The organism is Streptomyces sp. SS8 (assembly GCF_054072955.1).
The window spans coordinates 287,286-312,528 of the sequence record NZ_JBSVCZ010000001.1 but is presented as its reverse complement, the minus strand read 5'-3'; the positions used below and the strand labels follow the sequence as shown (position 1 = coordinate 312,528).

Below are 25,243 nucleotides of genomic sequence, written 5' to 3'. Positions count from 1 at the left end.
CCCGGTCGGTGCTACGCCGTTCGGCGGCCCCGGGAGCGGCCGCGAAGATGCGAGAAGGCCCGGGCTGACGTGTCCTCACATCTATGGCACCGCCGAATGGGAGGTCGAAGCGATGGCTGGACAGGGTGGACGTCGGCAGTGGACGCCGGACCGGCGCGGACTGCTGCTGCGCGGTGCGGCGCTGGCGGCACTGGGAAGCGTCCCGTTCCTGGCGGGAAGAACCGCGGGAGCCGGGGGATGGTGGCCGGGCGGCGACGCCGCCCCGGTGGCCTTCTCGGCCGGGCAGGAGACGTCCCTGGGGCGCTGGTCCCGGCCGGTGATGGGGGACTACCGGGTCTCGGCCGCCTACGGCATCCCCGGCAACTGGCAGGCGGGCCATCACACGGGCATCGACTTCGCGATGCCCGTCGGCACCCCCGTCTACGCGGTCGGCGCCGGCTCGGTGGTCTTCGCCGGCGAGGCCGGCGCCTACGGGAAGGCGGTGACGGTCGGGATGGACGACGGCTACTACGCCCTCTACGCCCATCTGTCGCGGATCTCGGTGAACGGCGGGGAACGGGTGAAGGCCGGCAGCCCGGTGGGCAGCTCGGGGGCCACGGGCCGGGTCACCGGCCCCCACCTCCACTTCGAGGTGCGCAGCAAACGCGGCTACGGCTCGGACGTCGACCCCGTCGCCTACCTGGCCCGGCGCGGGGTGCAGCTGCTGTGACCCGCGCCGCGCCCCCGGGGCGCGGGCCCCGCCGTGTACCCGCCGTGTCTCCGTGATGCCCGGAGACACGGCGGCCCGGAGGCCTGGCGGACGACGAAGGCCCGGTCCGCTTCCGCGGACCGGGCCTTGATCGTTCAGGGTGAGTAACGGGACTCGAACCCGCGACATCCTGGACCACAACCAGGTGCTCTACCAGCTGAGCTATACCCACCATGACCGGCGCTCGTGGTGCTTTCCGCACCGGCCGATAAGAGTGTACAGGGTCGTGGACCCTGCCCGCGCACCCTTATCCCGTGTGGCCCCGCGCCGACGCCGGGGGGAGCGCCGGGGGAGCGCTGCGGGGCCGGGCGCCTCAGTCCGCGGCCGGCAGCACGTGCCGGGCCGCGATCCTCCGCGCCGTCTCCGAGTCCGGGCCGGGCCCGGGGACGAAGACCGCCTCGCGGTAGTAGCGCAGTTCCGCGATGGACTCCCTGATGTCCGCCAGCGCCCGGTGGTTGCCGCTCTTCTCCGGGCTGTTGTAGTACGCCTTCGGATACCAGCGCCGGGCCAGCTCCTTGATCGAGGAGACGTCGACGATCCGGTAGTGGAGGTACTCCTCCAGCGTCGGCATGTCGCGCATCAGGAAGCCGCGGTCGGTCCCGACGGAGTTTCCGCACAGCGGAGCCCGGCCGGGCTCGGGGACGTACTTCCCGACGTACTCCAGGACCCGCTGTTCGGCGTCCTCCAGCGTGGTGCCCCCGGCCAGCTCGTCGAGCAGGCCGGAGGCGGTGTGCATCTCGCGGACGACGTCGGGCATGGTGTCCAGCGCCTCGGCGGGCGGGCGGATCACGATGTCCACCCCGTCACCGAGCACGTTCAGCTCCGAGTCGGTGACCAGCGCGGCCACCTCGATGAGAGCGTCTTCGGACAGCGAGAGCCCGGTCATCTCGCAGTCGATCCACACCATGCGATCGTTCATGCGCCCCAGCCTACGGGGCCCGGCCGGGCGTACGGCCCCGCTGGGAGGGCAGCCGGGGGGTGTAGGTGTCGGATTCCGGTTTGCCGTGCTCGCCCCGTACGGCACGCTCCGTCCGGTCGGTGCGCTCTCCCCGGTTCCCCCGGTCTTTCTGATCCCCTCCGTCCCCCCTGTCCCCTCTTTCTCCTCTCTCCGGGCGCACGGTGTGGGCCGTGCCGTTCGCGGTGGACTCGGTCCCGTCCTGCTCGGCGCGCGTCTCCGGGGCGCGCTCCCCGCCGCCCTCCGGTCTGCCGGTGCGTGCCCGGTAGGCCGCCCGGTACGCCGCCGGCGAGGCGCCGAGCTGCCGCCGGAAGTGCCCGCGCAGCGCGACCGGCGAGCGGAAGCCGCAGCGTCCGGCGACCTCGTCGACCGAGTAGTCGGAGGTCTCCAGCAGCCGCTGCGCCTGGAGCACCCGCTGGGTGATCAGCCACTGCAGCGGCGCGCTGCCGGTCAGCGAGCGGAACCGGCGGTCGAAGGTCCGCCGGCTCATGTAGGCCCGCGCGGCGAGCGTCTCCACGTCGAACTGCTCATGGAGGTGCTCCAGGGCCCAGGCCACGACCTCGGCGAGCGGGTCGGTGCCGATCTCCTCGGGTAAAGACCTGTCCAGGTAGCGCTCCTGACCGCCGTTGCCGCGCCGGGGCGGTACGACGAGGCGGCGGGCCAGGGCTCCCGCCGCCTCGGCGCCGTGGTCGGTGCGCACCACGTGCAGGCACAGGTCGATACCCGCCGCCGTGCCGGCGGAGGTGAGGATGTCCCCGTCGTCCACGAACAGCTCGCGCGGGTCGACGTGGACGGCCGGGTACCGCTTGGCCAGTGTCGGCGCGTACATCCAGTGCGTCGTCGCGGGGCGGCCGTCGAGCAGCCCCGCCGCGGCGAGCACGAACGCGCCCGTGCACAGGCCTATGATCCGCGCCCCCTCCTCGTGCGCCCGCCGCAGGGCGTCGAGGGCCGCGGAGGGCGGCGGCTGGGTGATGGAACGCCAGGCGGGCACGACGATCGTGCCCGCCCGGGAGAGCGCCTCCAGGCCGTACGGAGCGGTCAACTCCAGGCCTCCCGTGGTGCGCAGGGGTCCCTCTTCGCCCGCGCACACCAGAAGGCGGTAGCGGGGAACGCCGGCGTCCTGCCGGTCGATGCCGAAGACGGACAGCGGGATGGAGCTCTCGAAGATCGGGCCGCCGCCGAAGAGCAGTACGGCGACGATCTCGCGGCGGCGGCGCGCGGCCAGCTTGCGCGTCGTCCCAGGGCCGTGCGGTGGCTCCTGGCTCATGGAACTAAGCCCCCCTCAGTCGTCGCGTCCTTCCGGTCCTGCACGTTTCCCCCGCCGTGGTTAGCCAAGATCGAATCTACTGTGTCTGTCGAGGCTGACGGGACAAGTTCACCACTCACTGCTATGTCGACATGACAACTTGGCGTGAAGCGTTCGATCACGAAGCGTTCCACTCGTCGGCGCCCCTGGGAAGAACGCCTCGCTCCGTGGCCGTCTGTCCGCGGGGTGCACTTGTTCGCCTCGATTCTCCCCGCTCTGGTGGGCGGTGCGGGGTCAGCCTCTGGCAAGTTGTGTACCACGGCTGGAAGTTGGCCGAAAAGCGCGGGGGCTCAGAAAGCGGCGACCGGGGCTTCGAGGGCGTGCGCCGCGTATCCGGGGGCGGACGGGAGCTGGTGTCATCTGCTTCCGTGCGCCCCTGTGCGCCCCATGTCGGCGCGGTCGCGACGCTCCCGCTCCATCCGGGCGCGGGCCCGTGCGCGGTCTGCCGGAGGGGCCTGTCGGAGGGACCTGCCGGAAGGGGGCCGGGGAGCTGTCCCGGGCGGTCCGGGAGAGGCGCCGGGGCGGCGCGGAGGCGGCGCGGGGCCGCCCCGGCATTGCGCAACGCCTGCCGCTCCGGCATGCTGCACCGGCAGTGACCGCAGCCTCTGGGCAAGGGGGGAGTGCCGTCGTACCCTCAGGGGTATGGGCTGAGGAACATGCTTCCAGGACGTACTCCTAGGCACACGTGACGTAACCGATGGCTGGACACGAGATCCCCGACCCCGCGGACCGCAAGCGGCTCGCCGATCCGGAGGCGACGCCCCGGGCGGCGGACGAGACACGCCACTCCTGCGATCCGGCGTTCCGGCACGGGGTCGTGGTCGGATTCGACGGCTCGGTCTCCAGCGAGCGGGCCCTGGCCTACGCCATCGGCATGGCGAGGCGCTCCGACTCCGGTCTGATCATCGTCCATGTCGCCAACCGGCTTCCGACGACCGTGTGGGCGGGCTGCGAGCCGCCGGTCTTCGTCGACGTCCCCGACCACCGCACCGAGGTGCTGGGTCTGGAGCTGGCCTGCGCGGACCATCTGTCCGAGGTCCCCTGGATCCTCGTCGAGCGCGGCGGCGACATCTGTCACGAGCTGGAGGAGGTCGGCTGCGAGTACGAGGCCGACGCCATCGTCGTGGGCTCCACGCACGGCCTCGTCGGCCGGTTCTTCGGTTCGGTCGCGGGCCGCCTCGCCCGCCGCGCGCGGCGCCCGGTCGTCGTCATCCCCTAGCGGCCGGCCCGCCGCGCCCCGCCAACTCACGCCGAACCAGGGGCATTCGGCGAATCCACTCGCGCCCGGAGGTGGATTGTTCGCTTGTGACGGGCATACAGACAGCATCATGCCGCCGCGCGGGAAGTGACGGTCCCGCGCCGGCGGCCCGCCGCCGGCGTGATGGGCGACGCCGGCGCAGGGAGGCGGTCCCCTCGTGCGCCTGGTGGCACGCACGAGGGGACCGCCCGCGTGTTCCGCCGCTCGCCGCGCCGGCTACTCCACCGTCACTGACTTCGCCAGGTTGCGGGGCTTGTCGATGTCGCGCCCCAGGGCCAGGGCCGTGTGGTAGGCGAGGAGCTGGAGCGGGACACCCAGCAGGATCGGATCCAGCTCCACCTCGTTGCGCGGCACCACGATCGTGTGCTCGGCCTTCTCCTGCCCGGAGTGGGCCACGGCCAGGATGCGGCCGCCGCGGGCCCGGACCTCCTCCAGGGTGGCGCGGTTCTTCTCCAGCAGCTCGTCCTCGGGCAGCACCGCCACGGTCGGCACGGCGGGCTCGATCAGGGCCAGCGGGCCGTGCTTGAGCTCGGAGGCCGGGTAGGCCTCGGCGTGGATGTAGGAGACCTCCTTGAGCTTCAGGGACGCCTCACGCGCCACCGGGTAGCCGCGCACCCGGCCGACGAACATCATCGACCTCGCGTCCGCGTACTCCCGCGCCAGCTTCGCGATCTCCTCCTCCTTCTCCAGGATCTCGGCGATCTGGCCGGGCAGCCTGCGCAGACCGTCGATGATCCGCCGGCCGTCGGCCACCGACAGGTCGCGGATGCGGCCCAGGTGCAGGGCGAGCAGCGCGAAGGCGACGGCGGTGTTGGTGAAGCACTTGGTGGACACCACGCACACCTCCGGCCCGGCGTGCACGTACACGCCGCCGTCGGTCTCGCGGGCGATGGCCGAGCCGACGACGTTGACCACGCCCAGCACCCGCGCGCCCTTGCGCCGCAGCTCCTGGACGGCGGCCAGGGTGTCGTAGGTCTCCCCGGACTGGCTGACGGCGATGTAGAGGGTGTCGGGGTCCACCACCGGGTTGCGGTAGCGGAACTCGCTGGCGGGCTCGGCGTCGGCGGGAACCCGGGCCAGCTCCTCGATCAGCTGGGCGCCGATCAGGCCCGCGTGGTACGCCGAGCCGCAGCCGAGGATCTTCACCCGGCGCACCCCGCGGGCCTCGCGGGCGTCGAGGTTGAGGCCGTCGAGGCGGACGGTGGCGAAGCGGTCGTCGATCCGGCCGCGCAGCACCCGGTCCACGGCGTCGGGCTGCTCGGAGATCTCCTTGTGCATATAGGTGTCGTGGCCGCCCATGTCGTAGGACTGCGCCTCCCACTCCACCGTCGTGGGGACGGCGGAGGTGCGGCTGCCCTCGGTGGTGTAGGTGCGGTAGTCGCCGGCCTTGACGGTGGCCATCTCGCCGTCCTCCAGGGTGACCACCTGGCGGGTGTGGGAGACCAGGGCGGCCACGTCGGAGGCGACGAACATCTCGTGCTCGCCGATGCCGAGCACCACCGGCGAGCCGTTGCGGGCCACGACGATGCGGTCGGGGAAGTCGGCGTGCAGGACGGCGATGCCGTAGGTGCCCTCGATGTGACGCAGCGCCTCGCGGACCCGCTCCTCCAGTGTCGGGGCCTGCGAGCGGCCGACGAGGTGGGCGAGGACCTCGGTGTCGGTCTCGGAGGCGAACTCCACGCCCTCGGCGGTCAGCCTCGCGCGCAGCTCCTCGGCGTTGTCGACGATGCCGTTGTGGACGACGGCCACCCGGCCGCCGGTGTCCCGGTGCGGGTGCGCGTTCTCGTCGCTGGGGGCGCCGTGGGTGGCCCAGCGGGTGTGGGCGATGCCGGTGGTGCCCGCGAAGCGCTCGGGCAGGCGCGACTCCAGCTCGCGTACGCGGCCCTTGGCCTTGACCGTGCGCAGCCCCGCCGCCCGGCCGGTGCCGCTGCCGTGGACGGCGATACCGGCGGAGTCGTAGCCCCGGTACTCCAGGCGCTGGAGGCCCTCCAGCAGCAGCGGGGCGGCTTCACGCCCGCCGATGTATCCCACGATTCCGCACATACGGGTCCTCGGTTTCTCGGATGGGTTCGGTTCAGGCGTCCGGTTCACGGCCGCCCGGTCTCCGGAGGGCTCCCGGGGGCGCCCGCGCCGCCGGTGGCCGTCAGCCGTAGACGATGCGGCGCAGCTGCCGCAGCGAGAGTCCGGGCGGGGCCACCGCGCGGTGCGGCAGCTCGGCCGCGATCCGCTCGAAGATCTCCTGGTTCGCCAGCCCCCGGGACTGCAGCTCGCGGTGGCGGCGGCGCACGAACTCCTCGACGGTCTCGTCGAAGTACGCCAGGACGTCCAGGACCACCCGGGCCGCCTCGCCGCGCCGCAGCGGCGTGGAGCGTACGAGGTGGTCCACGAGGTCGTCATGGGCCGAGGGGTGTTCGAGCACTCGTAGATACTGAGGCCCGCGCTCTCCCTTGTGCAAGAAATCTGCCCGATATCGGGCAGGGGTGAGGCGAAAGGGTGTGGAGTCGGAGCCGGGGAACGGCCCGGTGGCCGCCGGGCCACCGCCTCCCGCCGTCAGAAGCGGCGCAGTACGGCCTGCTTGGCCGCGGTGAACTCCTCCTCGGTGAGCACTCCCTCCCGGCGCAGCTCGCCCAGCTCACGCAGCCGCCGCAGCAGGACGTCGTGGCCGTCCCCCTCGGGGCCGGGGTCTTTCCCTGAACCGGAACCGGAACCGGAGCCGGTCCCGGGGCGCGGGCCGTCCGAGGGCGGCAGGGCGGGTGCGGACGCGGGGGCCGACGGGTGCGGCAGCCGGGCGGTGACGGCGGCGGCCAGCAGCACCGAGCTGACGTCCTTCGCCTGCCGCACTCCCCACAGCACCAGGCAGTTCGGGTCGTGGTCGGGCTTGAGGACGGCGTGTGAGCCCTTGGGGCGGAAGCGCAGGAAGCCGTTCTCCAGCCCGACCGCCGGGGACCACTCCACACCCGCCAGCTCGTGCAGCGCGAGCGTCCGCGGGCCGGCGGAGGACTTGCTCCCCTCGGCCACCCAGTTCCAGTCGATCCGCACCAGATCCCCGTCGAAGGAGGCCGTGCCGTCGGTGCCCTGCACCGTCAGCGGCACCGGCGGACCGGGCAGCAGATAGCGGTCGCACGGCTCGGCGACGGGGATCTGCTCCAGCAGCAGGGCGTTGCGCAGCTCGTCCGCGAAGTACTCGGCGACTCCGGAGCGGTCCGGCTCCACCTCGAGGCTGTACGGGTCGGCGGCGTCGGGCAGCCGTCCGCCGGCGGCCTGGAGGAGCGGATCGGCGCCGTGCCGCAGCCGCAGCCTCAACCGCCCGGCCCTGCGGCCGGGCTCGTACGCGATCCCCGACACCGCCTCCAGCGGCACCGCCACCTCGCCCAGCAGCCTCCGCAGTCTGTGCACGCTCTTGTGGTGCCCCGGCACGACGCGCACCGTGCCGCCGTCGAACGTCCAGTTCCCCGCCCGCTGGAGTATCTCGGTCATGCGGCGATTGTCCCAGCCGCCGGACCGGGCCCCGCCCCTCGGCGCCGGTGCGCGCCGGCCGCGGTGTCCGTCAGTCCCAGTAGAGGCCGCGCAGACGTGAGGTGGTGATGGTCACCGGGGCGTCGTCGTCCGGATCGGCGGGGTAGTAGGCGGCCTCGAAGCGCAGCTTCTCGCCGCGCGCGATGCTGCCGGAGTGGTGGAAGTCGGCGAAGGTCTTCCCCGCGGTTCCGATGCGCTCGATGATCCCGGACTCCCAGCGGGTGCCGTCCGCCCGCAGGTGGTAGAAGCGGCCCTGGAGCGTGGACCCGGCCGGGAGGGCGGCGGTGAGGTGAGCCATCATCTGGTAGCGCGTCGCGCCGGTCAGGATGTCGGTGCCCTTGATGTCGAGGGTCTGCCACCGCCGGGGGGCGAGCCGGATGTCGCTGGTCTGGTATTCGCCGATCACCTTGGGCACGTCGTCCTCCTCGCCCTGGTTCCAGCCGGGGCTGTGGGTCAGGCGCTCGCGTACGCGGGCGCGCATCGTGTTCATGGAGAAACCGCGCGGGTCGACCTTGCCGGGCTGCCACTCGAGGTGTCCGATCACGGACTCGGCCTTCCAGCCGTGGTGGCGGCAGAGCGCGGCCGCGGCGCGTTCGATGGCGTCCAGCTGGGCCGCGGGCCAGGGGTCGCGGCCGTCGCCGAGGTTCTCGCACTCGAAGCCGTAGAAGTGGCGGTTGCCGTCGGTGTTCGCCTCGTTGTCCGGTGGGAGGGGTCTTTCGGCGATGACGGCGCGCAGGACGTCGTCGTCGCCCATGCCGGCGTGGTTGGCGCGCCCGTGGCCGACCAGGTGGACCCGCCCGTCCTTGGTGATCACTCCGTGGCACAGCGGGCCCGGGAGCGTCGAGTACCCGGTGCGGCAGATCTCGACCGTCCGGGCCGACCCGGAGGTCACGGTGTGGTGGACCATCACACCGTGCACCGGCCCCCACGGGCCCTTGTGGTTGCGGTTGTGCGTGCGCCAGCTGCCGACCTCGACGACCCTGAGCCCCTCTTTCTTGAGCGCGGCGACGAGTGCGCTCGCGCCGATGGGAGTAGCCATGTGTGTTCTCCCGACTACTTCTGGTGAGGTGCCTGCTCTCTTTCCTTACCCACTCCGGCGGGTGAGTCCGAAGGAGTGGCCATGATTTTTTGCCCCCCGCCGTCTCCCCCGGGGGCGCGGCCTCGCTCGTCCGCGGGCGGGGGACTGTTCGACCCGAAGGGGCGAACAGTGTTAAGAATGGGCATGTGATCGGACTTTCCGTCCGATCTCGGTAATCACCGCGCCGACTGCTCGGTGCCCGGCGTCCACCGGCGAAGCGGCAGGGGGGCGGGAGAACGAAGGGCGGGGATTCCGGGGAGATGACGAGACGACCGCCGAAGCGGCACCCGGGCTCGCTGCTGGGCGTGCGCAGTCTGGCGGGCCAGGTGTTCGTCCTCCAGGCCGTCCTCGTCCTCCTGCTCGTCGTCGCGGCCGTCACGGCCCTGGTGGTGCAGGCGCGCAACGACAGCACGCGGGAGGCGCGCAACCGGTCGGTCGCGGTCGCCGAGGGGTTCGCCGGGGCGCCCGGACTCCCCGCGGCGCTCAGGAGCGAGGACCCCACCGCGCGGCTCCAGCCGCTCGCCGAGGGTGTCAGAGAACGGTCCGGCGTGGACTTCCTCGTGGTGACGGACACCGACGGCATCCGCTACACCCACCCCAAACCGGACCGGATCGGGAAGAAGTTCGTCGGCACCGTCGAGCCCGCGCTGCGCGGCGAGGTCGTCACCGAGGAGATCGTCGGCACCATCGGCCCCCTGGTGCAGGCGGTGGTCCCCGTCCGGGACGCGGACGGGGACATCGTGGGCCTGGTCTCCGCGGGCATCACCGTCGAGAGTGTCGAGGGCACCGCCGGCGGCCAGTTCCCGCTGCTCTTCGGCGCCTCCGCGGGAGCGCTGCTGCTGTCCATGGCGGGCACGGCGGTGGTCAGCCGGCGGCTGCTGCGCCAGACCCGCGGTCTGGGGCCCGGCGAGATGACCCGCATGTACGAGCACCACGACGCCGTACTGCACGCCGTCCGGGAGGGCGTGCTGATCGCCGGCGCCGACGGCCGGCTGGTGCTCGCCAACGACGAGGCGCGCCGGCTGCTGGACCTGCCACCGGACGCCGAGGGCCGCCCCGTCGCCGCTCTCGGCCTCCCACCGCCCCTGGGCGGGCTGCTGGCCTCCGGGCGGGTGGCCGTCGACGAGGTCCACATGGCCGGGGAGCGGATGCTGGCCGTCAACCAGCAGCCCGTCGACCGCTACGGAGCCCCGTCGGGCAGTGTGGCGACGTTCCGGGACACCACCGAGATGCGGGTGCTCTCCGAGCGCGCCGAGGCGGCGGGCCGCAGGCTGCGGCTGCTGTACGACGCGGGGACGGGCATCGGCACCACCCTGGACATGGTGCGCACCGCCGAGGCACTGGCACAGGCCGCCGTGCCCCGGCTGGCCGACTTCGTCACCGTCGACCTGGCCGAACCGGTGCTGCGGGGGGAGGAACCCGCCGGCGAGGCGGTGGAGATGCGCCGTGTGGCCGCCGCCGGGATCCGGGAGGTCCCCTCCTTCTACGCAAGGGGGGACCTCATCAGGTTCGCCCCCTCCACCCCGCAGGCACAGGGCTACGGGACGGGGCGGGCGGTGCTGGAGGCCGACCTGACCGGCGCCCCCGGCTGGCAGGCGCAGGACCCCGAACGCAGCCGGGGGATCATGGAGGAGGGCGTCCACTCCCTGATCACGGCCCCCCTCCGGGCGCGCGGCATCGTTCTGGGACTGGTCACCTTCTGGCGCTCGGAGAAGCCCGAGCCGTTCGACGGCGACGACCTGTCCCTGGCCGAGGAACTGGTGGCCCGGGCCGCGGTCGCCGTCGACAACGCCCGCCGGTACACGCGCGAGCACACCATGGCCGCCGCGCTCCAGCGCAGCCTGCTGCCGCGGGCCCTGCCCAAGCAGGACGCGCTGGACGTCGCCTACCGCTATCTGCCCGCCCACTCGGGGGTGGGCGGCGACTGGTTCGACGTGATCCCGCTGTCCGGCGCCCGGGTGGCGCTGGTGGTCGGTGACGTGGTCGGCCACGGCCTGCACGCGGCCGCCACCATGGGGCGGCTGCGGACCGCCGTCCACAACTTCTCCGCCCTGGACCTGCCGCCCGACGAGATCATCGGGCACCTCGACGAACTGGTGAGCCGGAGCGACCAGGAGGGGGACGACGGGGACGGGACGCCGGACGACATCCACGGGATGATGGGCGCCACCTGCCTGTATGCGATCTACGACCCGGCCTCCCGGCGCTGCGTCATGGCCCGGGCCGGGCATCCGCCTCCCGCGGTCGTCCGTCCCGACGGCACGGTGGAGTTCCCCGACACGCCCGTGAGCGCCCCTCTCGGGCTGGGGGCGCCGCCCTACGAGTCGGCCGAGATCGAGCTGGCCGAGGGCAGTCGGCTGGTGCTGTACACGGACGGGCTGGTGGAGGACCGGGCGCGTGACATCGACGCGGGGCTGGACCTGCTGGCGCGGGCCCTGGCCGGGGCCGACCGCTCCCCGGAGGAGACCTGCGACGCGGTGACCGGGGCGATGCTGGCCGAGCGCCCGCGCGACGACATCGCCCTGCTCGTCGCGCGTACCCGGGCCCTGGCCGCCGACCGGACGGCCTCCTGGGACGTGCCCTCCGACCCCGCCGCGGTCTCCGCCGTACGGGAGGAGGTCGCGCGGCGGCTGGCCGACTGGGGGCTGGAGGAGGCGGCCTTCACCACCGAGCTGATCCTCAGCGAGCTGGTCACCAACGCTATCCGGCACGCCACCGGGCCGGTGCGGGTCAGGCTGCTCAGGGTGGAGCGCAGCCTGATCTGCGAGGTCTCCGACACCAGCAGCACCTCGCCGCACCTGCGCCGCGCGGCGACGACGGACGAGGGCGGGCGGGGGCTGTTCCTGGTGGCGCAGCTCTCCGAGCGCTGGGGCACCCGGTACACCGGGACCGGGAAGGTCATCTGGGCCGAGCAGCACCTGCCCCCGGCCTGACCGGTCCGACAAGAACGGGCCGGCCCGGCCCCGTCGGACCGGTCAGGCCGGAGGCGCGGGGCCCGGCGGGGTGGGGCCGCCGTCGCCGGCACCTCCGCCCCATCCCGCCGGGTCTCCAAGCCCGGCCCGCCCGGCCCGCGCCCGATCAGGAGGCGGGAACGCCCAGTTCGCGGGCGATCAGCATGCGCTGGACCTCGCTGGTGCCCTCGCCGATCTCCAGGATCTTCGAGTCCCGCCACATACGGGCCACCGGGTACTCGTTCATGAAGCCGTAGCCGCCGTGGATCTGGGTGGCCTCGCGGGCGTTGGTGACCGCGATCTCCGAGGAGTACAGCTTGGCGATGGCCGCCTCCTTCTTGAACGGCTCGCCCGCCAGCAGCCGGGAGGCCGCGTCGCGCCAGGCGATACGGGCGGTGTGGGCGCGCATCTCCATGTCGGCCAGCTTGAACTGGATGGCCTGGTTGGCGCCGATGGGGCGGCCGAAGGCGTGGCGCTCCCCGGCGTACCGCACCGACTCGTCCACACAGCCCTGGGCCAGGCCGGTGGCCAGCGCGGAGATGGCGATGCGACCCTCGTCCAGGATGCGCAGGAACTGGGCGTAACCGCGGCCCTCCTCGCCCAGCAGGTTGGCGGCCGGGACCCGGACGTCGGAGAAGGACAGCTCGCGGGTGTCCGAGGCGTTCCAGCCGACCTTGGAGTAGGGCGCGGCGACGGTGAAGCCCGGGGTGCCGGAGGGGACGATGATCGAGGAGATCTCCGGGCGGCCGTCGGGCTTCCGGCCGGTGACGGCGGTGACGGTGACCAGGCCGGTGATGTCGGTGCCGGAGTTGGTGATGAAGCACTTGGTGCCGTTGATGACCCACTCGTCGCCGTCGCGCACGGCGGTGGTGCGGGTGCCGCCCGCGTCCGAGCCGCAGTCGGGCTCGGTCAGGCCGAAGGCACCGAGCATCTCGCCCGAGCACAGCTTCGGCAGCCACTGGCGCTTCTGCTCCTCGGTGCCGAAGCGGTAGACCGGCATGGCGCCCAGCGAGACGGCGGCCTCCAGGGTGATGGCGACCGAGGAGTCCACCCGGGCCAGCTCCTCCAGCGCCAGGCACAGGGCGAGGTAGTCGCCGCCCATGCCGCCGTATTCCTCGGGGAAGGGCAGGCCGAACAGGCCCATGCGGCCCATCTCGCGGACGATCTCGTAGGGGAACTCGTGGTTCTCGTAGAACTCCCCGATCTTCGGCGCGATGACGTCGTGAGCGAACTCCTCGACGGTGCGGCGCAGTTCCTCGTGCTCGGGGGAGAGGCGGTGGTCAAGGGACATGGGTGTCACTGCTCCTTGTGGGAGTCGCGGGAGACCTGGGTGCCGGGGGTGTCCTGGGTGCCGGGGGTGTCCCGGTCTCCCTGGGAGGAGAGGGCGCGGACCGTGCGGGACGGGCTGGGCCGGCCCAGCCGCTCGGCCATCCACGCACTGGTGGCGGTGAGGCGGCCGAGGTCGACCCCGGTGTCGATGCCGAGGCCGTGCAGCATCCACACCAGGTCCTCGGTGGCGAGATTGCCCGTGGCGCTCCTGGCGTACGGGCAGCCGCCGAGCCCACCGGCGGAGGCGTCCACGGTGGTGACGCCGTGCCGGAGGGCGGCCAGGGTGTTGGACAGGGCCTGGCCGTAGGTGTCGTGGAAGTGGACGGCGAGGCGGCCGGTGGGCACGCCCGCCTCGTTCAGAGCCGTCAGCAGGGCGGTGACATGGCCCGGGGTGGCCACGCCGATGGTGTCGCCCAGGCTCAGCTCGTCGCAGCCGAGGTCGAGCAGGCGGCGGCAGACACCGGCCACCTGGGCGATGGGCACCGGCCCCTCCCACGGGTCGCCGAAGCACATCGACAGATAGCCGCGCACCCCGGCGCCCGCCTCCCTGGCGCGGGCGACCACCGGCTCGAACATCGCCAGGGCCTCGTCGACGGTGCGGTTGAGGTTGGCCCTGGCGAAGGACTCGGTGGCGCTGCCGAAGACGGCGATCTCGCGGACACCGAGAGCCAGCGCCCGCTCCAGGCCGCGCTCGTTGGGCACCAGCACCGGCAGCCGTACGGCGTCGGCGCCCGCCCGGCCGGTGAGATCGGCCACGGCCGGGAACAGCTCCTCGGCGTCCGCCAGCTGGGGTACCCACTTGGGGTGCACGAAACTGGTCGCCTCGATGGTGCGCAGCCCGGCGTCGGCGAGCCGGCGGATGAACTCCGCCTTCACCTCGACGGGCACGGTCGACGGCTCGTTCTGCAGCCCGTCGCGCGCGCCCACCTCGTGAATGCGGACACGGTCCGGAAGCCCTTCGGCCGGAACGGCCATGGGCAGACCCTCGATCATCGCGCGGCCTCCTTCTCGGAGTTCCCGGGCTTTCCGGGCCCCCCGGACTCCTCCGGCCCCTCCGACGGCGCGGAGTCCTTCGGCTCGACGACGGCGAGCACCTGGTCCATGGCGACCGTGCTGCCCGCGGTGACGTCCAGCTCGGTGACGACCCCGTCGTAGGGAGCGGCGATGACGTGCTCCATCTTCATCGCCTCCACCACCAGCAGGCTCTGGCCGGCGGTGACCTCCTCGCCGACGGCCGCCTTGACGACGGTGACCGTGCCGGGCATCGGCGCGGTCAGCGCGTCGGCGCCGTGCGCGCCCGGGCCGCCCCGCAGGGCCGCCTCGACCGGGTCGTGGTCGGCCAGGTGCCAGCTCTGCCCGTCGCGGCCGAGCCAGCGGCTGCCGCCGAAGCGGGCATGGGCGAAGGAGTGGGTCACCCCGTCCCAGGTCAGCAGCGCGCGACCGGAACCCTCACCGGAATCCCCATCGCTCTGCGACCGCAGTGCGGCGCTCACCGGACCGGCGTCCCCGATACGGACCTCGGCGGCACCGGCCCGCCCGCGCACCCGCACGGCCACCGGCTCGTGGCCCGGTATCCGCAGATGGTGCACCGTCCAGGCGGGCTCACCGCCCAGCCGCCAGCCGGTCGGCGCGGAGAACGGGTCCGTCCAGCCGGACGGGCCGCCGTCGGCGGGGGCGGAGGAGGCGGAGGGCTCCAGAGCGGCGTGCCGCAGCAGCGCCGCCGCCGCGTACACCTCGTCGGGCACGGCCGAGGGCAGCAGCGAGGCGGCGTCGCGGTCCACCAGACCGGTGTCCAGCTCCCCGGAGACCACCGCCGGATGGGCCAGCAGGGCGTGCAGGAACGCGGTATTGGTGTCCACGCCCAGCACGGTCGTCTCCGCCAGTGCCGAGCGCAGCCGCCGCAGCGCGGAGGCCCGGTCCGGGCCGTGGGCGATCACCTTGGCGAGCATCGGGTCGTAGACCGTGCCCACCTCGGTGCCCCGCGCGAGCCCGGAGTCCGTGCGGACGCCCTCGCCCGAGGGCTCCGACAGCAGGTGGACGGTGCCGGCCGAGGGCAGGAAGTCCACCTTCTCTCCGGTGGCGCGCGCAGTCTCCGCGCAGATGCGGGCCTCCACCGCGTGTCCGGTCAGACGGACGTCCTCCTGGCCGAAGGCCAGCGGCTCGCCGGCCGCCACCCGAAGCTGCCACTCCACCAGGTCCAGGCCGGTGATCAGCTCCGTCACCGGGTGCTCGACCTGGAGGCGGGTGTTCATCTCCATGAAGCAGTAGGCGGCCGGATCGCCGCCGGGGACGATGAACTCCACCGTGCCGGCGCCCCGGTAGCCGCAGGAGCGGGCGGCGCGTACGGCCGCCTCGCCCATCGCGGCGCGGGTGGTCTCGTCCAGCAGCGGGCTGGGCGCCTCCTCGATGATCTTCTGGTGGCGGCGCTGGAGGCTGCACTCGCGCTCGCCCAGGTGCACCACGGTGCCGTGGCCGTCGGCCAGGACCTGGATCTCGATGTGCCGGGGCCGGTCGATCCACCGCTCCACCAGCAGCGTGTCGTCGCCGAAGGCTCCGCGGGCCTCGCGCCGCGCGGCGGCGATCTCCTCGGCCAGCAGCGCCTCGTCGCGCACCAGCCGCATGCCCTTGCCGCCGCCTCCGGCCGAGGGCTTGAGCAGGACCGGAGTGCCGATCTCCAGTGCCGCGGCGGTCAGTTCGGCGTCGGTCAGTCCGCTGCCGCTGCTGCCGGGCACCACCGGCACCCCGGCTGCCCGCACCGTCTCCTTGGCGCGGATCTTGTCGCCCATCAGCTCGATGGCGTCGGCTGGCGGGCCGACGAAGACCATCCCGGCCGCCTCCACCGCGCGGGCGAAGGCGGCGTTCTCGGCGAGGAATCCGTAGCCGGGGTGGACCGCCTGGGCGCCCGTGCGCCGGGCGGCCTCCAGCAGCCTCTCGGCCGACAGATAGCTCTCGGAGGCCACCGCCGGGCCGATCCGCACCGCGGTGTCCGCCTCCCGTACGTGCCGGGCGTCGGCGTCCGCGTCGCTGAAGACGGCGACCGAGCGCACGCCCATCCGCCGCAGCGTGCGGATGACGCGGACGGCGATCTCGCCGCGGTTGGCGACCAGCACCGTGTCGAACATGGAACGCATCCCCCTCACATCCGGAAGACGCCGTAGCCGGGCGCCGCGGGGTCCTTCTCGGGCAGTGGCGCGTTCGCGCACGCGGTGAGCGCGAGGCCGAGCACCGTGCGCGTCTCCAGCGGGTCGATCACACCGTCGTCCCACAGCCGCGCGGTGGCGTAGTAGGCGTTGCCCTGGGTCTCGTACTGCTCGCGGACGGGCGCCTTGAAGGCTTCCTCCTCCTGGGCGCTCCACTCCTCGCCGCGCGCCTCCAACTGGTCGCGCTTGACGGTGGCCAGCACCGAGGCGGCCTGCTCGCCGCCCATCACCGAGATCTTGGCGTTGGGCCACATCCACATGAAGCGCGGCGAGTACGCCCGGCCGCACATCGAGTAGTTGCCCGCGCCGTAGGAGCCGCCGACGACGACCGTCAGCTTGGGCACCCGGGTGCAGGCCACGGCCGTCACCATCTTGGCGCCGTGCTTGGCGATGCCGCCCGCCTCGTACTGACGGCCCACCATGAAGCCGGAGATGTTCTGCAGGAACACCAGCGGTATGCCGCGCTGGTCGCACAGCTCGATGAAGTGCGCGCCCTTCTGGGCGGACTCGGCGAACAGGATGCCGTTGTTGGCGACGATCCCCACCGGGTGGCCGTGGATGCGGGCGAAGCCCGTCACCAGCGTCGTGCCGTACTCGGCCTTGAACTCGGCGAACCGGGAGCCGTCGACAACGCGGGCGATGACCTCGCGCACGTCGTAGGGGGTTCGCGAGTCCACCGGGACCGCGCCGTAGAGCCCGGCCGGGTCGACCTTCGGCTCCTCCACCGGCTCCACCGGCCACGGCAGCGGGCCGCGGCGGGGGAGGGTGGCCACGATCTGCCGCACGGTGCGCAGGGCGTGGGCGTCGTCCTCGGCGAGGTGGTCGGTCACACCCGAGGTGCGCGAGTGGACCTCGCCGCCGCCCAGCTCCTCGGCCGTGACGACCTCGCCGGTGGCCGCCTTCACCAGCGGCGGACCGCCCAGGAAGATCGTGCCCTGGCCGCGCACGATCACGGCCTCGTCGCTCATCGCCGGCACGTACGCGCCGCCCGCCGTGCAGGAGCCGAGGACGGCGGCGATCTGCGGGATGCCCGCGCCGGACATCCGGGCCTGGTTGTAGAAGATCCGCCCGAAGTGCTCGCGGTCGGGGAAGACCTCGTCCTGCATGGGCAGGAAGGCGCCGCCCGAATCCACCAGGTACACGCACGGCAGCCGGTTCTCCAGGGCCACCTCCTGCGCGCGCAGGTGCTTCTTGACCGTCATCGGGTAGTACGTGCCGCCCTTGACCGTGGCGTCGTTGGCGACGACCACCACCTCGCGGCCCGCCACCCGCCCGATGCCGGCGATCACGCCGGCGGCCGGGGCCTGCCCGTCGTACATCCCGTCCGCCGCGAGCGGGGCCAGCTCCAGGAAGGGGGACCCCGGATCCAGCAGGGTGTCCACCCGGTCCCGCGGCAGCAGTTTGCCGCGCGCGGTGTGCCGCGCCCGTGCCCGCTCGCCGCCGCCCAGCCGTGCCGCGGCGAGCTTCTCGCGCAGTCGCGCGGCCAGCTCGCGGTGCGCGGCCTCGTTCGCCCTCGCCGCCTCTGACGCCGGATCCACGGCGCTGACCAGCGGAGGTGCCTGCTGCATGCCCTTCGAGCCCCCTTGCTCGGTTAGTGAGCGTTAACCTCGCCATCAGGTTAACGCCCGCTAACCCGGCTGTCTACAATTCCCCTATGACGACCAGGACCGACGCCCCCACCCGCCGAGAGCAGATCCTCGGCCAGGCCGCCCGCCTGTTCGCCGAGCGCGGGTTCCACGGCGTCGGCGTGGACGAGATAGGCGCGGCGGTCGGCATCAGCGGCCCCGGCCTCTACCGCCACTTCGCGGGCAAGGACGCGATGCTCGCGGAGCTGCTGGTGGGCATCAGCGAACGGCTGTACTCCGGCGGGCGCAGGTGTCTGGCGGAGTCCGGCGAGGCCGGCTTCGCGCCGGGGGCGACGCTGGACGCGCTCATCGGCCGCCACATCGACTTCGCCCTCGACGACCGCGCCCTGATCACCCTCCACGACCGCGAGCTGGACCGGCTGCGCGACAGCGACCGCAAACTGGTGCGCCAGCTCCAGCGCCAGTACGTGGAGCTGTGGGTGGGCGTCGTGCGCCAGGTGCACCCGGAGCTGCCGGAGAAGGAGGCCCGCGCCTCCGTGCACGCCGTCTTCGGCCTGCTGAACTCCACCCCCCACCTGAGCCGCCCCTCCTCCCTGCCGGACCGCGACGCGGCGGCCGCCCTCCTGCACCGGCTGGCCCGCGGCGCCTTCGCCGCCGCGGCGGACGGGGCCGCGGGCGGTGGCCCGGACGGCGGCCCCGGCGCCCCGGCGGGCGGCGTGTACCGCGTGGACGGCGCCCCGGCGGGCGACGGGCCGCGCGCCGGGGGCTGAGCCCGGGGGCCGAGGCCCCGCCCGCGCCCGCCCCGGGCTCCGCCCGCCCCGGGCTCCGCCCGCCTCCCCTCCCGCGCGTATGACACCGCCCACAGCGGCGGACAACCGCCGGAACACCTCTGGACAGCCGATTCGACCCTTCGGTAACTTGCGTCTGAGCAAGCGCTTAGTTTTTCCGGCTAGTTTTCCGGCCCCAGGAGGCGATGACGTGCGTCGCACGGTGTTCAACGAGGACCACGAGGCGTTCCGCGAGACCATCCGCGACTTCATCGCCGCCGAGGTCGTGCCCCACTACGAGCAGTGGGAGAAGCAGGGCCACGTCCCCCGCGAGCTCTACCTCAAGCTCGGCGAGCTGGGCGTCTTCGGCATCGAGGTGCCCGAGGAGTACGGCGGCGCCGGCGAGACCAGCTTCAAGTACAGCGCCGTCATCTCCGAGGAGACCGCCCGCGCCGGCGTCAGCTTCGGCGGCTCCGGCGTCCACACCGCGCTGTGCCTGCCCTACCTGCTGAAGTACGCCAACGAGGAGCAGAAGCGGCGCTGGCTGCCGCCCTTCGTCACCGGCGAGATGATGACCGCCATCGCCATGACCGAGCCCGGCGCCGGCTCGGACCTGGCCGGCATGAAGACCACCGCGAAGCTGTCGGAGGACGGCACGCACTACATACTCAACGGCGCCAAGACCTTCATCACCGGCGGAGTCCAGGCCGACCGCGTCCTGGTCTGCTGCCGCACCGCCCCGCCGACCCCCGAGGACCGCCGCGGCGGCATCTCCATCCTGGTGGTGGACACCAGGAGCGAGGGCTACGCCGTCGGCCGCAACCTCGACAAGCTGGGCCTGAAGTCCTCCGACACCGCCGAGCTGTCCTTCACCGACGTACGTGTCCCCGTCGAGGACCTGCTCGGCGAGGAGGGCGAGGCGTTCTCCTACCTCACCCACAACCTCCCGCAGGAGCGCCTGGGCATCGCGGTCGGCGCCTACGCGCAGTCCGCCGCCGCCGTCCGCTTCGCCCAGGAGTACGTCAGGGACCGCACGGTCTTCGGCAAGCCCGTGGCCTCCTTCCAGAACACCAAGTTCGTGCTCGCCGACTGCCGGGCGGACGTGGACGCCATGCAGGCGGTCGTGGACCGCGCGCTGGACGCCCTGGACGCCGGGGAGCTGACCCCCGCCGACGCCGCCTCCGTCAAGCTGTTCACCACCGAGACCGCCGCCAAGGTCATCGACAAGTGCCTCCAGCTGCACGGCGGTTACGGCTACATGCGGGAGTACCCGATCTCGCGCCTGTACGCCGACACCCGCGTCACCCGCATCTACGGGGGCACCAGCGAGGTCATGCGGTCCATCATCGCCAAGTCGATGGGCCTGTGAGCGGCCCGGCGCGAGACGGCCGGGTACGGAACCGAGTAGAGGAAACACCCCTTCCATGAGCGACAACGGCACGGACGGGGGCGCCGGCCAGGCGCCCCCGTCCGCCCTGCTGGACCTGATCGGCCTGCTCGACCTGGAGCGGATCGACCGTGACATCTTCCGCGGCCAGAGCCGCCCGGCGGTCGTCCCCCGGGTCTTCGGCGGACAGGTGGCCGCGCAGGCGCTCGTCGCGGCCTTCCGCACCGTCCCCGACGACCGGCTCGCGCACTCGATGCACGCCTACTTCCTGCGCCCAGGCGACCCGGACGCGCCGATCGTCTACACGGCCGACCGCATCCGCGACGGGCGGTCCTTCACCACCCGCCGGGTCGTCGCCGTCCAGCACGGGCAGCCGATCTTCCACCTGTCGGCCTCCTTCCAGACCTACGAGGACGGCCTGGAGCACCAGGAGCCGATGCCGGCCGCCCCGGACCCGGAGACGCTGCCGAACTCCACCGACCTGCTGCCGCGCCACGCCCATCTGTTCAGCGACCCCGGCGTCGCCGACCGCCTCGCCGAGGCGCGGGCGGCCGTCGACCTGCGCTACGTCACCCAGCCGCCGTACGCGACGGCCGGACAGCCGCGCGAACCGCGCTCCCAAGTGTGGTTCCGCACGGCCGGCAAGCTCGACGGCGACCTCGACCGGCCGATGCTCCACCTCTGCCTGGCCGCCTACATCTCCGACATGAGCCTGCTGGAGCCCGTCCTGCTCGCCCACGGCCGCGGCGGCTGGACGGTCGGGGACGTGGTGGGCGCGAGCCTGGACCACGCGATGTGGTTCCACCGCCCCTTCCGGGTGGACGAGTGGCTGCTGTACGACCAGTCCAGCCCCACCTCCCAGGCCGGCCGCGGACTCGGCCACGGCCGGATCTTCACCGCCGACGGGCGGCTGGCGATCACGGTGATGCAGGAGGGCGTGGTGCGGGTTCCGCGCGGCTGAGGACCGCGCGGCGCGGTGCCCGGGCGGCGGAGCCGCTCAGGGGTTCCCGCCCGGCCCCGCCTCCTCGCCCGACCCTGCGGGAACGCGGGCCCCGATCCGGCGCACGGGCCCCGGACCGGGGCCGCCGGGGGCGTCCCGCAGGCGTTCAGCCCCGTCCCAGTTCGTCGAACAGCGCCAACCACTGACGCGGGGCAACCAGCCCCACGGGGGTGTCCGTGCCGACCCCCGCCGCCGCGCAGGCGGCCCGGACCCGGCGTGTGCGGTGCCGCCGCGCCAGTGTGGCCGCCAGCGAGCCGCCCACCCCGGTGAAACCGTGCTCCACGAAGGCCCGGTAGCCGGGGAGCCGCTCCGGGGGCAGCAGGGGCGTGGAACGGCGCTCGATCCGGAGCGCGGCCGAGTCGGTGCGCGGCGCGGGCACGAAGCTCCCGCGCCCGACCCGGCAGCCCAGCAGCCAGTCGTGGCAAGGCCAGCTGAGTACCGTCAGCAGCGGCCAGCGGCCGTAGTCCCCGGTGTGCTTGCGCGCGTACTCCCGCTGGGTGAGCAGCGTCGCGGAGGTCAGCGCGGGGGCGGCCAGGCACCACCGCACGATGTCGGTCGTGCGCGAGTAGGGGATGTTGCCCACCACGGCGAACGGCTCGCGCGGAGGGGAGGCCCGCAGGAAGTCGCCCCGTACGGGGCGGACCTCGGGGCGTCCCGCGAAACGGCGCTCCAGCCGGGCGGCCAGACGCGGGTCGATCTCGTACGCCACCACCTCGCGGCAGGTGCGGGCCAGTGCGGTGGTGAGCGGCCCCTCCCCGGCGCCGGGCTCGACCACCAGGTCGCCGGGGCCGACCCGGGAGAAGCGCACCAGGCGGCGTACGGCGCCGGTGTCGTGCAGGAAGTTCTGGGAGAGCGTGACGCGGCGGCGTGCCACGGGCGAAGTCCTCTGTTCGAGGACAGGCCGGGGCCGGGCGCGGCGGAGCGCGTGCGTGGACGGTTCCACGAAGGTGCGGGCGCGCGGGGCCTCGGGCCTGTCCGGGTCCACGGGAGACACCGGGGCCCGGGCACGCGTGCGGAAGGACCGCGCGGGGACGCGGGGAGCGCGGGTGAGCGGGCGCGTACGCGTGACGGCGTACGCGAAGGACACGTCCGTACGGAGGGGCGCCCGGGGGCGCCTGCGGACGGCTGCTCGGGGTCAGACGCTCGACGGGTCCCGGCGTGCCGGGGCCGAACGCCGACCGCGCGGGCGGCTGGTCGTCTGCGGACACCAGCCGCAGCGCCGCGCGACGGCGCCCGCACCGCTGGTGATCGCCATGAAGGCTGCGGAACCCATGGCCGCGACGCTAGGGGCCGCACCCGCCGGCGGACAACCGGATTTACGGGCCGCCAGCAGTCCGCGGACGCCCGCCGCCGGACGGCACGGACGCCCCACCCGCCGCGCTACGCGGGAGTCAGCCCCGCCGCCTCCAGCAGGTAGGCGGTCATCGGCTCGTAGTAGCGCGGATTGATCACATGGTCGTCCAGGGGGACGGTGACCGCGAGGGTGCCCTCCGCCTCGCCGAGGAAGAGCGCCGGGTCGTTGCAGTCGGCGAAGCCGACCGTGGTGATGCCGCGCTGCGCCGCGCAGCCCGCCCAGCCGTGGTCGGCGAAGATCAGGTCCGGCAGCGGCTCGCCCTCGCGCTCGAGGGCGTCGAGGATCGCGGTCATCGGCTCGGGGGAGTGGGTGTGCCACAGCGTCGCCCCGCGCTCGTGCATCGCGATGTCCGCGAGCTGCACCACCACGCCCTGGTCCGCGATCAGCCCCAGCGGCACCCGTACGATCTCGCACCCGGCCAGCCGCAGCGCGTTCGCCACCTTGCTGTGCAGATCGATCAGCGCCCCCGGGTGGCCGGTGGCGAACAGCACCCGGTGGCCGGCCTCCGCCGCCTTGCGCAGCTCGACCGCCGCCCGGTCCAGGGCGGCCACCGTCAGCTCCGGGTCGATGGTGTCCTGGCCCTGGCGGTGCCCGGGGTCGTCGACGACCCCGCAGCGCTCGGCCATCACCGCCAGCACGTCCTGCTCGTCGCTCCAGCGGTCGCCCAGCTCCAGGCCCAGCCAGTAGTGCCGGTCGCCGTTGGCGAGCCTGCGGTAGTGGTCCAGGTTGTTCTCGCGCGGAGTGGCGACGTCCCCGGCGATACGGGTGCGGACGAGGTGGTCGATCAGCTCGGAGCGGGAGGGGGCGGCGGTTATCGGCATGGAGGCATTGTCTCCCGAGGGGGCCCGCCGGGCGATCCGCTTCGGCCCGTGGCGCCCCGCCGTGCACCCGCCGCACCCGCACGGCGCCCCACCGCACCCGCCACCTCCTGTACGGGCAGTCCAAAAGAGAGCGGTCGGCTGTCGGATCCGTACATGTCCACCGAGGTGGGCCCCTGCCTACCCTCGGCCGCATGAGCAGCGACCAGCAGCAGCCCCGCGGACCCGTCGACTCCTCCCGTATCCCGCGCTTCGCGGGCCCGGCGACCTTCGCCCGCCTGCCCCGCCTGGACGAGGTGGGCCGTGCCGACGTCGCCGTCGTCGGGGTGCCCTTCGACTCGGGCGTCTCCTACCGGCCCGGCGCCCGCTTCGGCTCCAACGCCGTCCGCGAGGCCTCCCGCCTGCTACGCCCCTACAACCCGGCCCAGGACGCCTCGCCCTTCGCGCTCGCCCAGGTCGCCGACGCGGGCGACATCGCCGCCAACCCCTTCGACATCCACGAGGCGGTCGAGACGGTGGAGCGGGCGGCCGGCGAACTGCTGGACACCGGCGCCCGGCTCATGACGCTCGGCGGCGACCACACCATCGCCCTGCCCCTGCTGCGCGCGGTGGCCCGTAAGCACGGTCCCGTCGCCCTGCTCCACTTCGACGCCCACCTGGACACCTGGGACACCTACTTCGGCGCCGAGTACACCCACGGCACGCCCTTCCGGCGCGCGGTGGAGGAGGGCATCCTCGACACCTCCGCCCTCTCCCACGTCGGCACCCGCGGCCCGCTGTACGGCAAGAAGGACCTCACCGACGACGCCAAGATGGGCTTCGGCATCGTCACCTCCGCCGACGTGATGCGGCGCGGCGTGGACGAGGTCGCCGACCAGCTCCGCCAGCGCATCGGCGACCGCCCGCTGTACGTCTCCATCGACATCGACTGCCTCGACCCGGCCCACGCCCCCGGCACCGGCACCCCGGAGGCGGGCGGCATGACCTCCCGCGAACTGCTGGAGATCCTGCGCGGGCTCGCCCCCTGCAACCTGGTCTCGGCCGACGTGGTCGAGGTCGCCCCCGCCTACGACCACGCCGAGATCACCTCGGTGGCCGCCTCCCACACCGCCTACGAGCTGACGACGATCATGTCCCGGCAGATCGCGGCCGGCCGGGAGTCCGCGTAGCGGTAGGCCCGCACGACTGTCTCCGCGTTCACCGGCCGTCCGCGCGGTGACCACGGGGGCCGCCGAGGCAGGCTTCGCAGGGCTCGGCGGGCGGCTGCGGCATCAGTGCGCGGGAGAGGACGACGCCGGTGACGGCGACACCGGCGGTGAAGGCCAGCAGGCCGAGGAACACGGTGCCCATCACGTCGTCCGGCCGGTGCGTGTGCCGCGCAGTTCGAACCACACGCTCTTGCCGGAGGGTTGCAGCCCGCCGTGCCACACCGTGCCCCAGGCGGCGGCGAGTTCCCGGACCAGGAGGAGGCCGCGGCCGTGCTCGGCCTCGGGCGGTACGCCGGCTCCGGGGGACGAGGGAGCGCCCGTGGTGTCGTCGTCCTGGACGGACACCCTGATCCGGTCTCTTCCGACCGTCGCCTCCAGGGTGAGCAGCGGCACCTTCGTGTGGAGGTGGACGTTCGAGACGACTTCGGAGACCAGTAGCCGGGCCGTCTCCGCCAGTGCCGAGTGGCCGGTGGCGTCGAGCAGTCCGGCCACCATGTCACGCGCGACCTTCACGGTCTCCGGGATGTTCGGGGCACGCAGCTCGTAAGTGCGGGCCCGCTGAAGTGCGTTGACGAGCACGGTGGCGGGTGTCGGGTCGGTCATGTTGCCCCCTGTGAACGGATACGGTCGCCGCTCGCGCTCGCCACCGTGGCTCTGTCGTCCCCCGAGCACGCCCGTGGACAGGCGCGTACGGACGACCGCACTGCGGATTTACCGGCATGCGTAGCGGTACGGGTACGGACAGTAGGGGGAATGTATTCTCCGGGGCAAGTATGTCGCTT

At 73.4% G+C, this 25,243-nt stretch carries 21 protein-coding genes, 1 tRNA gene and 1 pseudogene; 7 read left to right on the top strand and 16 right to left on the bottom strand.

Annotated elements, in window-relative coordinates:
- Positions 1-112: 112 nt before the first annotated feature.
- A complete protein-coding gene (locus ACW69E_RS01300) occupies positions 113-709 on the top strand; it encodes a M23 family metallopeptidase (RefSeq protein WP_457496303.1) in 597 nt (198 codons plus the stop codon).
- Positions 710-847: 138 nt separating this feature from the next.
- Here the strand turns inward: ACW69E_RS01300 and ACW69E_RS01295 are convergent.
- The 3 genes from ACW69E_RS01295 to ACW69E_RS01285 form a co-directional block, all read right to left on the bottom strand.
- Positions 848-920 (bottom strand) — tRNA-His (locus ACW69E_RS01295).
- Between the two features lie 141 nt (positions 921-1,061).
- Positions 1,062-1,667 carry an oligoribonuclease gene (gene orn / locus ACW69E_RS01290; RefSeq protein WP_457496302.1) on the bottom strand — a complete coding sequence of 202 codons (606 nt, stop codon included), beginning with the start codon at positions 1,665-1,667 and terminating at the stop codon, positions 1,062-1,064.
- A 10-nt stretch (positions 1,668-1,677) separates the two neighbouring features.
- Positions 1,678-2,970 carry a helix-turn-helix domain-containing protein gene (locus tag ACW69E_RS01285; RefSeq protein WP_457496301.1) on the bottom strand — a complete coding sequence of 431 codons (1,293 nt, stop codon included), beginning with the start codon at positions 2,968-2,970 and terminating at the stop codon, positions 1,678-1,680.
- A 736-nt stretch (positions 2,971-3,706) separates the two neighbouring features.
- On the opposite strand from ACW69E_RS01285, the gene ACW69E_RS01280 reads away from it, so the two are divergent.
- Entirely contained in the window at positions 3,707-4,228 is a 522-nt protein-coding gene (locus tag ACW69E_RS01280; protein ID WP_093849957.1) for a universal stress protein, read from the top strand.
- Between the two features lie 255 nt (positions 4,229-4,483).
- Here ACW69E_RS01280 and glmS read toward each other — a convergent pair whose 3' ends face one another.
- The 4 genes and pseudogenes from glmS to ACW69E_RS01260 form a co-directional block, all read right to left on the bottom strand.
- A complete protein-coding gene (gene glmS, locus ACW69E_RS01275; RefSeq protein WP_457496300.1) occupies positions 4,484-6,310 on the bottom strand; it encodes a glutamine--fructose-6-phosphate transaminase (isomerizing) in 1,827 nt (608 codons plus the stop codon).
- A gap of 100 nt (positions 6,311-6,410) precedes the next feature.
- On the bottom strand, positions 6,411-6,686 hold the full coding sequence (locus ACW69E_RS01270) for a hypothetical protein (protein ID WP_457496299.1): 276 nt from the start codon (positions 6,684-6,686) through the stop codon (positions 6,411-6,413).
- Positions 6,687-6,817: 131 nt separating this feature from the next.
- Positions 6,818-7,744 (bottom strand): DUF4429 domain-containing protein, encoded by a 927-nt coding sequence (locus ACW69E_RS01265; protein WP_457496298.1) that lies wholly within the window; start codon positions 7,742-7,744, stop codon positions 6,818-6,820.
- A gap of 493 nt (positions 7,745-8,237) precedes the next feature.
- A pseudogene (locus ACW69E_RS01260) lies at positions 8,238-8,822 on the bottom strand (N-acetylmuramoyl-L-alanine amidase); the annotation flags it as partial.
- A gap of 299 nt (positions 8,823-9,121) precedes the next feature.
- Here ACW69E_RS01260 and ACW69E_RS01255 point away from each other — a divergent pair.
- A complete protein-coding gene (locus tag ACW69E_RS01255; RefSeq protein ID WP_457496297.1) occupies positions 9,122-11,794 on the top strand; it encodes a SpoIIE family protein phosphatase in 2,673 nt (890 codons plus the stop codon).
- 145 nt (positions 11,795-11,939) lie between these two features.
- Here the strand turns inward: ACW69E_RS01255 and ACW69E_RS01250 are convergent, their stop codons facing one another.
- The 4 genes from ACW69E_RS01250 to ACW69E_RS01235 are packed head-to-tail and all read right to left on the bottom strand — an operon-like array spanning position 11,940 to position 17,909.
- The gene (locus tag ACW69E_RS01250; protein WP_093849963.1) at positions 11,940-13,103 is read right to left on the bottom strand and encodes an acyl-CoA dehydrogenase family protein; all 1,164 of its coding nucleotides are present in this window, start codon (positions 13,101-13,103) and stop codon (positions 11,940-11,942) included.
- A 5-nt stretch (positions 13,104-13,108) separates the two neighbouring features.
- Complete coding sequence (locus ACW69E_RS01245; RefSeq protein ID WP_457496296.1) at positions 13,109-14,134, bottom strand: hydroxymethylglutaryl-CoA lyase; 1,026 nt, start codon at positions 14,132-14,134, stop codon at positions 13,109-13,111.
- Positions 14,131-16,263 carry an acetyl/propionyl/methylcrotonyl-CoA carboxylase subunit alpha gene (locus ACW69E_RS01240; protein ID WP_457496295.1) on the bottom strand — a complete coding sequence of 711 codons (2,133 nt, stop codon included), beginning with the start codon at positions 16,261-16,263 and terminating at the stop codon, positions 14,131-14,133. Before ACW69E_RS01240 ends, ACW69E_RS01245 begins: the two co-directional genes overlap by 4 nt.
- Positions 16,264-16,277: 14 nt before the next feature.
- Positions 16,278-17,909, bottom strand: a complete 1,632-nt coding sequence (locus ACW69E_RS01235; protein WP_457496294.1) for a carboxyl transferase domain-containing protein — start codon at positions 17,907-17,909, stop codon at positions 16,278-16,280.
- Between the two features lie 86 nt (positions 17,910-17,995).
- Between ACW69E_RS01235 and ACW69E_RS01230 the strand changes: the two genes are divergently transcribed.
- The 3 genes from ACW69E_RS01230 (at position 17,996) to ACW69E_RS01220 (ending at position 21,042) form a co-directional block, all read left to right on the top strand.
- On the top strand, positions 17,996-18,697 hold the full coding sequence (locus ACW69E_RS01230; protein WP_457496293.1) for an SACE_7040 family transcriptional regulator: 702 nt from the start codon (positions 17,996-17,998) through the stop codon (positions 18,695-18,697).
- 208 nt (positions 18,698-18,905) lie between these two features.
- The gene (locus ACW69E_RS01225; protein ID WP_457496292.1) at positions 18,906-20,063 is read left to right on the top strand and encodes an acyl-CoA dehydrogenase family protein; all 1,158 of its coding nucleotides are present in this window, start codon (positions 18,906-18,908) and stop codon (positions 20,061-20,063) included.
- Between the two features lie 55 nt (positions 20,064-20,118).
- Positions 20,119-21,042, top strand: a complete 924-nt coding sequence (locus ACW69E_RS01220; RefSeq protein WP_457496291.1) for an acyl-CoA thioesterase — start codon at positions 20,119-20,121, stop codon at positions 21,040-21,042.
- A gap of 145 nt (positions 21,043-21,187) precedes the next feature.
- Here the strand turns inward: ACW69E_RS01220 and erm are convergent, their stop codons facing one another.
- The 3 genes from erm to ACW69E_RS01205 all read right to left on the bottom strand — a co-directional run bounded on the left by erm (position 21,188) and on the right by ACW69E_RS01205 (position 23,256).
- Positions 21,188-21,955 carry an ErmE/ErmH/ErmO/ErmR family 23S rRNA (adenine(2058)-N(6))-methyltransferase gene (gene erm / locus ACW69E_RS01215; RefSeq protein ID WP_457496290.1) on the bottom strand — a complete coding sequence of 256 codons (768 nt, stop codon included), beginning with the start codon at positions 21,953-21,955 and terminating at the stop codon, positions 21,188-21,190.
- A 261-nt stretch (positions 21,956-22,216) separates the two neighbouring features.
- Entirely contained in the window at positions 22,217-22,354 is a 138-nt protein-coding gene (locus ACW69E_RS01210) for a hypothetical protein (protein WP_457496289.1), read from the bottom strand.
- A 107-nt stretch (positions 22,355-22,461) separates the two neighbouring features.
- Positions 22,462-23,256, bottom strand: coding sequence for a phosphatase (locus ACW69E_RS01205; protein WP_457496288.1), 795 nt, complete (start codon positions 23,254-23,256; stop codon positions 22,462-22,464).
- 191 nt (positions 23,257-23,447) lie between these two features.
- Here ACW69E_RS01205 and speB point away from each other — a divergent pair, with 191 nt between their 5' ends.
- Complete coding sequence (gene speB / locus ACW69E_RS01200) at positions 23,448-24,422, top strand: agmatinase (protein ID WP_457496287.1); 975 nt, start codon at positions 23,448-23,450, stop codon at positions 24,420-24,422.
- Between the two features lie 28 nt (positions 24,423-24,450).
- Here the strand turns inward: speB and ACW69E_RS01195 are convergent, their stop codons facing one another.
- Both ACW69E_RS01195 and ACW69E_RS01190 read right to left on the bottom strand, forming a co-directional pair.
- Positions 24,451-24,603 (bottom strand): hypothetical protein, encoded by a 153-nt coding sequence (locus ACW69E_RS01195; RefSeq protein WP_457496286.1) that lies wholly within the window; start codon positions 24,601-24,603, stop codon positions 24,451-24,453.
- The gene (locus ACW69E_RS01190) at positions 24,603-25,064 is read right to left on the bottom strand and encodes an ATP-binding protein (protein WP_457496285.1); all 462 of its coding nucleotides are present in this window, start codon (positions 25,062-25,064) and stop codon (positions 24,603-24,605) included. The genes ACW69E_RS01195 and ACW69E_RS01190 overlap by 1 nt, the downstream gene beginning before the upstream one ends.
- Positions 25,065-25,243: the final 179 nt, after the last annotated feature.

Excerpts from the sequence above, each read along its gene's own strand:
- ACW69E_RS01300 (WP_457496303.1), top strand. The coding sequence starts at position 113 with ATGGCTGGACAGGGTGGACGTCGGCAGTGGACGCCGGACCGGCGCGGA.
- orn (WP_457496302.1), bottom strand. The coding sequence starts at position 1,667 with ATGAACGATCGCATGGTGTGGATCGACTGCGAGATGACCGGGCTCTCG.
- ACW69E_RS01285 (WP_457496301.1), bottom strand. The coding sequence starts at position 2,970 with ATGAGCCAGGAGCCACCGCACGGCCCTGGGACGACGCGCAAGCTGGCC.
- ACW69E_RS01280 (WP_093849957.1), top strand. The coding sequence starts at position 3,707 with ATGGCTGGACACGAGATCCCCGACCCCGCGGACCGCAAGCGGCTCGCC.
- glmS (WP_457496300.1), bottom strand. The coding sequence starts at position 6,310 with ATGTGCGGAATCGTGGGATACATCGGCGGGCGTGAAGCCGCCCCGCTG.
- ACW69E_RS01265 (WP_457496298.1), bottom strand. The coding sequence starts at position 7,744 with ATGACCGAGATACTCCAGCGGGCGGGGAACTGGACGTTCGACGGCGGC.
- ACW69E_RS01255 (WP_457496297.1), top strand. The coding sequence starts at position 9,122 with ATGACGAGACGACCGCCGAAGCGGCACCCGGGCTCGCTGCTGGGCGTG.
- ACW69E_RS01250 (WP_093849963.1), bottom strand. The coding sequence starts at position 13,103 with ATGTCCCTTGACCACCGCCTCTCCCCCGAGCACGAGGAACTGCGCCGC.
- ACW69E_RS01245 (WP_457496296.1), bottom strand. The coding sequence starts at position 14,134 with ATGATCGAGGGTCTGCCCATGGCCGTTCCGGCCGAAGGGCTTCCGGAC.
- ACW69E_RS01240 (WP_457496295.1), bottom strand. The coding sequence starts at position 16,263 with ATGTTCGACACGGTGCTGGTCGCCAACCGCGGCGAGATCGCCGTCCGC.
- ACW69E_RS01235 (WP_457496294.1), bottom strand. The coding sequence starts at position 17,909 with ATGCAGCAGGCACCTCCGCTGGTCAGCGCCGTGGATCCGGCGTCAGAG.
- ACW69E_RS01230 (WP_457496293.1), top strand. The coding sequence starts at position 17,996 with ATGACGACCAGGACCGACGCCCCCACCCGCCGAGAGCAGATCCTCGGC.
- ACW69E_RS01220 (WP_457496291.1), top strand. The coding sequence starts at position 20,119 with ATGAGCGACAACGGCACGGACGGGGGCGCCGGCCAGGCGCCCCCGTCC.
- ACW69E_RS01210 (WP_457496289.1), bottom strand. The coding sequence starts at position 22,354 with ATGGGTTCCGCAGCCTTCATGGCGATCACCAGCGGTGCGGGCGCCGTC.
- ACW69E_RS01205 (WP_457496288.1), bottom strand. The coding sequence starts at position 23,256 with ATGCCGATAACCGCCGCCCCCTCCCGCTCCGAGCTGATCGACCACCTC.
- speB (WP_457496287.1), top strand. The coding sequence starts at position 23,448 with ATGAGCAGCGACCAGCAGCAGCCCCGCGGACCCGTCGACTCCTCCCGT.
- ACW69E_RS01195 (WP_457496286.1), bottom strand. The coding sequence starts at position 24,603 with ATGGGCACCGTGTTCCTCGGCCTGCTGGCCTTCACCGCCGGTGTCGCC.
- ACW69E_RS01190 (WP_457496285.1), bottom strand. The coding sequence starts at position 25,064 with ATGACCGACCCGACACCCGCCACCGTGCTCGTCAACGCACTTCAGCGG.